This window comes from Bacillus sp. I-2 (assembly GCF_001974945.1).
GTDB classification, from domain to species: domain Bacteria; phylum Bacillota; class Bacilli; order Bacillales; family Bacillaceae; genus Bacillus; species Bacillus safensis.
This window is the reverse complement of the sequence record NZ_LZRW01000001.1, coordinates 121,547-127,956: the sequence shown is the minus strand read 5'-3', so window position 1 is coordinate 127,956 and position 6,410 is coordinate 121,547. Positions and strand designations below refer to the sequence as shown.

The 6,410-nt window shown below is 42.9% G+C and carries 6 protein-coding genes; 4 read left to right on the top strand and 2 right to left on the bottom strand.

The genetic code is table 11. The features are described from left to right. The first annotated feature begins 3 nt into the window (after positions 1-3). The 3 genes from BAE31_RS19420 (at position 4) to BAE31_RS00655 (ending at position 2,160) form a co-directional block, all read left to right on the top strand. Positions 4-87, top strand: coding sequence for an IS3 family transposase (locus BAE31_RS19420; RefSeq protein ID WP_434702602.1), 84 nt, complete (start codon positions 4-6; stop codon positions 85-87). 200 nt (positions 88-287) lie between these two features. After that, positions 288-713, top strand: coding sequence for a MerR family transcriptional regulator (locus BAE31_RS00660; protein WP_024424586.1), 426 nt, complete (start codon positions 288-290; stop codon positions 711-713). 256 nt (positions 714-969) lie between these two features. Then, positions 970-2,160, top strand: coding sequence for an MFS transporter (locus BAE31_RS00655; RefSeq protein ID WP_041108608.1), 1,191 nt, complete (start codon positions 970-972; stop codon positions 2,158-2,160). 46 nt (positions 2,161-2,206) lie between these two features. Here BAE31_RS00655 and BAE31_RS00650 read toward each other — a convergent pair whose 3' ends face one another. Continuing rightward, positions 2,207-3,760, bottom strand: a complete 1,554-nt coding sequence (locus BAE31_RS00650) for an ABC-F family ATP-binding cassette domain-containing protein (RefSeq protein WP_024426645.1) — start codon at positions 3,758-3,760, stop codon at positions 2,207-2,209. Between the two features lie 152 nt (positions 3,761-3,912). Between BAE31_RS00650 and BAE31_RS00645 the strand changes: the two genes are divergently transcribed. Then, on the top strand, positions 3,913-5,055 hold the full coding sequence (locus BAE31_RS00645) for a DEAD/DEAH box helicase (RefSeq protein ID WP_024426644.1): 1,143 nt from the start codon (positions 3,913-3,915) through the stop codon (positions 5,053-5,055). 237 nt (positions 5,056-5,292) lie between these two features. Here the strand turns inward: BAE31_RS00645 and BAE31_RS00635 are convergent, their stop codons facing one another. Beyond that, positions 5,293-6,297, bottom strand: coding sequence for an NADP-dependent oxidoreductase (locus BAE31_RS00635; protein ID WP_041108604.1), 1,005 nt, complete (start codon positions 6,295-6,297; stop codon positions 5,293-5,295). Positions 6,298-6,410 lie beyond the last annotated feature (113 nt).

Genomic DNA, 6,410 nt, shown 5'->3' with positions numbered 1-6,410 from the left:
TATATTGATTATTATAACAATATCCGAATTCAATTGAAATTAAACAGCCAGTCACCAAAAGAGTTTCGGCAACTGGCTGTTTTATAAAGGTGTTTTGATCCCTGTCTCAAAAACGGGGGTCAGTCCCCAATCTACAGGTTTTTTTTCATAGGAGCATTTGGCATACGCATCATGCTGGTGGATGGATTCCTCATTACGACACTCGATTTGGTTAAAACTTTAACGTTTACGTTAAGGTTATAAAGGTGTATAATAAAACATGAATTGATGAGCAGGAGGCACTGGTGATGGAATGGATGAAAATTGATCAAGTGGCGAAAAGAAGCGGACTGACAAAACGGACGATTCGTTTCTATGAAGAGATTGGTTTATTATCAGCACCAAAGCGGACAGAGGGCGGAGTCAGACTTTACTCAGAGGACGACATGGAAGAGCTAGAGAAAGTGATGCAGGCAAAAGAAGTACTCGGCTTTTCTTTACAGGAGCTTCAATCGTTTATGGAAATTGGAAAGCAGCTAGAGCTGAATAAAGAAGGCTACTTGCTGTCGCTTGATCCGAAGGAACGATTAGAGAAGCTGTTAGATATTGAGGCGCAGCTGACTGTGCAGCATCAATTGATTTCAAAAAAGCTTGAAACCATTCAATCTTTTAAAAAGGATCTTGAAGCGATGAAAGAAAGAGCGGCTCATGCAATTGAGCAATTACAAAAATAAACACCTCTGCGTGTTTATTTCAGCGTGTAGACAAACCCTCGCATTCTTTGTCAGTCCTGCGCGCTGGTGCTCACGAATGTCAAATTCGCTCCGCGCCAGTGCTCGTTCTTCCTAGACTGCAAAGGTTTTCTATCACGCTGAAAAGAAGACAAAGGGCTAAAATAAACATCATTTTAGCCCTTTGTCAACAATCTGATTAAACACCTCTGCGTGTTTATTTTATTTTGTCAACATTTGAAGGAAAGGTTCTGATGGAATGAAGGAAGAAGAAGTGTTGAAACAGCGTACAAGTCTGCTTAGGCAGCCAAAAGCCGTTTGGGCTGTTGCCTTTGCATGTGTGATTTCGTTTATGGGAATAGGACTCGTGGACCCGATTCTGCCAGCCATTGCATCGCAATTACATGCATCTCCAAGTCAGGTGTCTCTTTTATTTACAAGCTACTTACTTGTGACCGGCTTTGTGATGTTTTTCACCGGCTTTATTTCTAGCCGGATTGGTGCGAAATGGACATTATTAGTGGGACTCATTTTTATTATTGTTTTTTCTGCTTTAGGAGGTACTTCTTCAACGATTAATGAATTGATTGGCTTTAGAGGCGGATGGGGCATTGGGAATGCTTTATTTATTTCAACTGCACTCTCTGTCATTGTCGGTGTATCTGTTGGAGGAAGTGCGAAGGCCATTATTTTATACGAGGCAGCATTAGGTCTTGGGATATCGGTTGGACCGCTGCTTGGCGGTGAGCTTGGAACAATTTCTTGGCGCGGGCCTTTCTTTGGCGTTGCCGTGTTAATGCTCATTGCTCTTTTAGCGATTACCTTTATGCTTCCACCTATGCAAAAGCCGCAGAAAAAAGTGAAATTATTCGAGGCTGTCGGAGCGTTAAAATATAAAGGACTTTTAACGATGGCATCTGCCGCTTTCTTATACAATTTCGGTTTCTTTGTGCTTTTAGCGTATTCGCCATTTGTGCTCCATCTTGATGAGCATGGACTTGGTTATGTCTTTTTTGGTTGGGGGCTATTTTTGGCTGTGACCTCCGTCTTCTCCGCGCCGGTCATTCATCGCAAACTTGGGACATTGACCTCGCTGGTGGTTCTGTTTGCTTCGTTTGCTGTGATTTTATTGGGCATTGGAATATGGACGTCTCATGTTGTGGTCGTGATCTGCGGAATTGTCATTGCTGGGGGAATTCTCGGTATGATCAATACGGTGCTCACGACAGCTGTGATGGGTTCAGCACCGGTTGAACGTTCAATTGCTTCATCCTCTTACAGTGCTGTACGGTTTATTGGGGGCGCGATTGCTCCTTGGATTGCCGGAGTGCTCGCTGAATCCTATACAGCAAGTACACCTTATTATGTCGGGGCTGCTGTTGTTCTTCTAGGCATGATTATTCTGCTCCTTGGACGTAAGCATTTGGTGAATATCCAAGCAGGTCATTAATTAAAAAAAGCCTTATATCTGCAAAAGATATAAGGCATTTTTGTCGTTATAATACTTTTGTCGTCCAAGATTCGCAATTCCAAGTTTCGGTTGCCACATCTTGATAAAATTCAGGTTCGTGAGAAATCAATAAGACGCTGCCTTTATATTCTTTTAAGGCGCGTTTTAGTTCTTCTTTTGCATCGACATCTAAATGGTTTGTCGGCTCATCGAGAACAAGTAAGTTGGTTTCTTCGTTGATCAGCTTGCAAAGACGGACCTTTGCTTTTTCTCCTCCGCTTAATACAGACACACGGCTTTCAATATGTTTTGTCGTTAATCCGCATTTTGCAAGAGCGGCTCTGACTTCATATTGCGTGTAAGAAGGGAAGGTGCTCCATACTTCTTCAATACAAGTATTGCTGTTTTGCTCTTTTACTTCTTGCTCAAAGTAGCCAATATGCAAGAATTCTCCACGTTCCACCTCACCAGAAATAGGTGTGATTTCCCCAAGAAGACTTCGGAGCAGCGTCGTTTTTCCGATACCGTTAGCACCGTACAACGCAATTTTTTGCCCGCGTTCCATTTTCAAATTCAATGGGCGAGAGAGCGGTTCATCATAACCGATGACCAAATCTTTCGTTTCAAATATCAGTTTCCCAGACGTACGTGCCGGTTTAAAATGGAATTCTGGTTTTGGCTTCTCTGCTGCGAGTTCAATCATATCCATCTTATCCAGTTTCTTTTGGCGGGACATCGCCATATTTCTCGTGCTGACCCGTGCTTTGTTTCTTGCGACAAAATCCTTTAGTTCAGCCACTTCCTGCTGCTGTCTTTTATAGGCTGCTTCGAGCTGCTGCTTTTTGACTTCGTACACTTGTTTAAATTGGTCGTAATCACCAACATAGCGCGTGAGCTCTTGATTTTCAACATGATAAATCAAGTTAATAACACTGTTTAAAAACGGAATATCATGTGAAATGAGGATAAACGCATTTTCATATTCCTGTAAATAACGCTTCAGCCACTCAATATGCTGCTCATCCAAATAGTTGGTCGGCTCATCGAGAAGGAGAATTTCTGGCTTCTCTAACAGCAATTTCGCTAGCAGGACCTTCGTACGCTGACCGCCGCTGAGCTCCGTCACATCACGGTCCAGTCCGAGATCCGTTAAGCCAAGACCTCTTGCAATCTCCTCGACCTTAGAATCAATGATATAGAAATCATTGTTTGTCAGTGCGTCCTGAATGACACCAACTTCCTCTAACAGCTTTTCCAGCTCATCAGGATCGGCTTCACCCATTTTGCCATAAATGTCATTCATTGCGGCTTCCATGGAGAATAAATAATGGAATGCATCCTGAAGAACTTCACGGATCGTTCTTCCCTTTTCTAGCACGGTATGCTGATCAAGATAGCCGACACGGACATTTTTCGCCCATTCGACTTTTCCGGCATCTGGCTCCAGCTTGCCAGTAATAATATTCATAAACGTTGACTTTCCTTCACCGTTGGCGCCGATTAAGCCGACATGCTCGCCTTTTAATAAACGGAAGGACACTTCGTGGAAAATGGCTCTGTCGCCAAAGCCATGACTTAAATCTTTAACAGATAATATCATTTTTTACACCTCAAATAGATTCAAAACGGCTAGTGCCTCTCATGATTATATCGAACTGTTCGGCTCGATAAAAGCATCAAAAGAAAAATTGCGTTTCAAAGCTGATTTTGAGATACTAAAGGATAGATTGAATGAGGATAAAGGAGATCGACATGACGGAAAATTGGGCATTTTTGAAAGAAGCAAAGCCATTTATTCAGGAAAACTTTCAAGCGGCTGGCTTCGAAAAACCAACAGCTATACAAGAAAAAACAGCAGAGTGGATTACGGAGAAGCGTGATGTGATCGCAGAATCGCCAACTGGGACGGGGAAGACACTTGCGTATGTTCTGCCGCTTTTAAATAAAATTGATGTCAATATCAAGCATCCGCAAGTCTTAATCTTGGCACCTTCAAGAGAGCTTGTGATGCAAATCTTTGATGTCGTGCAAGAGTTCAAACAAGGATCAGACATCAAAGCGGTTTCCTTGATTGGTGGAGCGAACATCAAGAAGCAGCAAGAAAAACTAAAGAAACATCCGAACATCGTTGTGGCGACACCGGGCCGAGTACAAGAATTAATCAAAATCAAGAAACTGAAAATGCATGAAGTCAAAACGATTGTATTAGACGAAGCAGATCAGCTTCTTGTGCCAGAGCATATGAAAACGATCCAAGGGATCATTAAGTCCACATTAAAAGAAAGACAAATCCTTTGTTTTTCTGCAACGTTGAAAGAAGAAACCGTTCAGCTGATCAAAGAAATGACATCTGAACCAGAAGTATTGAAAATTGCTAGAAGCGAGGAAGAAGCGCAGAAAGTGGGTCACTATTATCTGTTATGTGATCAGCGTGACAAAGTGAAACTGCTGCAAAAGCTATCACGGCTTGAGGACATGCAGGCGCTCGTTTTTGTACGTGACATTACGAACTTAAGCATTTATGCAGAGAAATTAGCGTACCATCATGTCGACCTTGGTGTCCTTCATAGTGAAGCAAAAAAAGCTGAACGTGCTGTGATCTTGAAATCATTTGAACAGCGTGAATTCCCGCTCCTTCTTGCAACAGATATTGCAGCAAGAGGAATCGATATTGATGATCTGCCATATGTGATTCATGCAGATATGCCAAATGAAGAGGGCTACATCCACCGTTCAGGCAGAACCGGACGCGCAGGAAAAGAAGGCGCAGTCATCAGTCTTGTCACACCTCAAGAGCAATCAATGCTGAAAAAAATGGCGAAAAAGCTGAATCTTTCGCTTGAAGAAATTGTGTATAAGCAAGGCCAGCTGCACCTTGCGCCCAAGCAGGCATAAGAAAAGGACCCTTCCACATGGAGGGTCCTTTCAGCGCGCAGACAAACCCTCGCATTCGGTGTCAGGTCTCTGCGCCGGTACTCACGAATGTCAAATTCGCTCCGTTCCGGTGCTCGCCCTACCTAGACTTCAAAGGTTTTCTATCACGCTGAAAAGAAGACAAAGGGCTAAAATAAAATCATTTTAGCCCTTTGTCAACAATCTGAAGACCCCGCCAAATGGCAGGGTCCTTTTTTGTTATGAAATTTTGACAAGCTGTTTTCCGACATTTTCTCCTTTGAATAGTCCAAGGAATGCATCGGGAATGTTGTCAAAGCCTTCTATGATTGTTTCTTTATATGTGAGTTTGTCTTCTTTTACCCATTGTGCGAGATCCTTCGCTGCCTCTCCAAAACGATCTGAGTAGTTGGCAACGATGAAGCCTTGCATCAATGCGCTTGTTTTGATGAGTTTTGTTTGCACACGTGGTCCGATGTCTTCACTTGCGCTAATGTTATAAGAAGAAATGGCGCCGCACACTGGAATGCGCGCAAAACGGTTTAAATGATTCATCACCGCATCTGAAATCTCGCCGCCTACATTGTCAAAGTACACATCAACGCCGTTAGGGCAGGCTTTTGCAATGGCATCATCTAAATCATTTGTTGTTTTATAATTAATCGTTTCATCAAAGCCCAATTCTTTTAAATAAGCGAGTTTATCATCAGATCCGGCAATTCCCACGACGTGTGCGCCTTTGATCTTAGCGATTTGTCCCACAACAGAACCAACAGCTCCTGCTGCTCCAGAGATGACAACCGTCTCGCCTTCTTTTGGCTGGCCAATCGCAAGCAGGCCGAAGTAAGCGGTTTGCCCTGGCATGCCCAAAATGCCTAAATAATAGGACAATGGCGCAATGGACGGATCAATTTTAGTCAGAGATTCAGCTTTGGCAGTGGAGTATTCTTGCCATCCAAGGAATCCAAGGACAAAATCACCCTTTTCAAATTGAGGCGATTTCGACTCAACGACTTCTCCGACAACACCGCCCTGAATCACTTCATTTAGCTTGAACGGAGGTGTATAGGATTTTGTATCCTGCATTCGCCCTCTCATATAAGGATCTACAGAAACATATTTCGTTTGAATCAAGACCTCTCCATCTTGCGGCACAGGTATATCGACTGTTTCAAAATGAAAAACATCTTTTGTAGGTAATCCTTTTGGACGTTTAGCTAATTGAATTTGCTTTTGTTGACTCATGTCAAATCCTCCCTTTCACTTACAGCCTAGATTTACATTAACATGATGCTTCTTTTCGTTCAAAACATACGGTCTTTTCAAAACACACACAAAAAAGCAGCCGCCATCTCATC

Excerpts from the sequence above, each read along its gene's own strand:
- BAE31_RS00660 (WP_024424586.1), top strand. The coding sequence starts at position 288 with ATGGAATGGATGAAAATTGATCAAGTGGCGAAAAGAAGCGGACTGACA.
- BAE31_RS00635 (WP_041108604.1), bottom strand. The coding sequence starts at position 6,297 with ATGAGTCAACAAAAGCAAATTCAATTAGCTAAACGTCCAAAAGGATTA.
- BAE31_RS00655 (WP_041108608.1), top strand. The coding sequence starts at position 970 with ATGAAGGAAGAAGAAGTGTTGAAACAGCGTACAAGTCTGCTTAGGCAG.
- BAE31_RS00645 (WP_024426644.1), top strand. The coding sequence starts at position 3,913 with ATGACGGAAAATTGGGCATTTTTGAAAGAAGCAAAGCCATTTATTCAG.
- BAE31_RS00650 (WP_024426645.1), bottom strand. The coding sequence starts at position 3,760 with ATGATATTATCTGTTAAAGATTTAAGTCATGGCTTTGGCGACAGAGCC.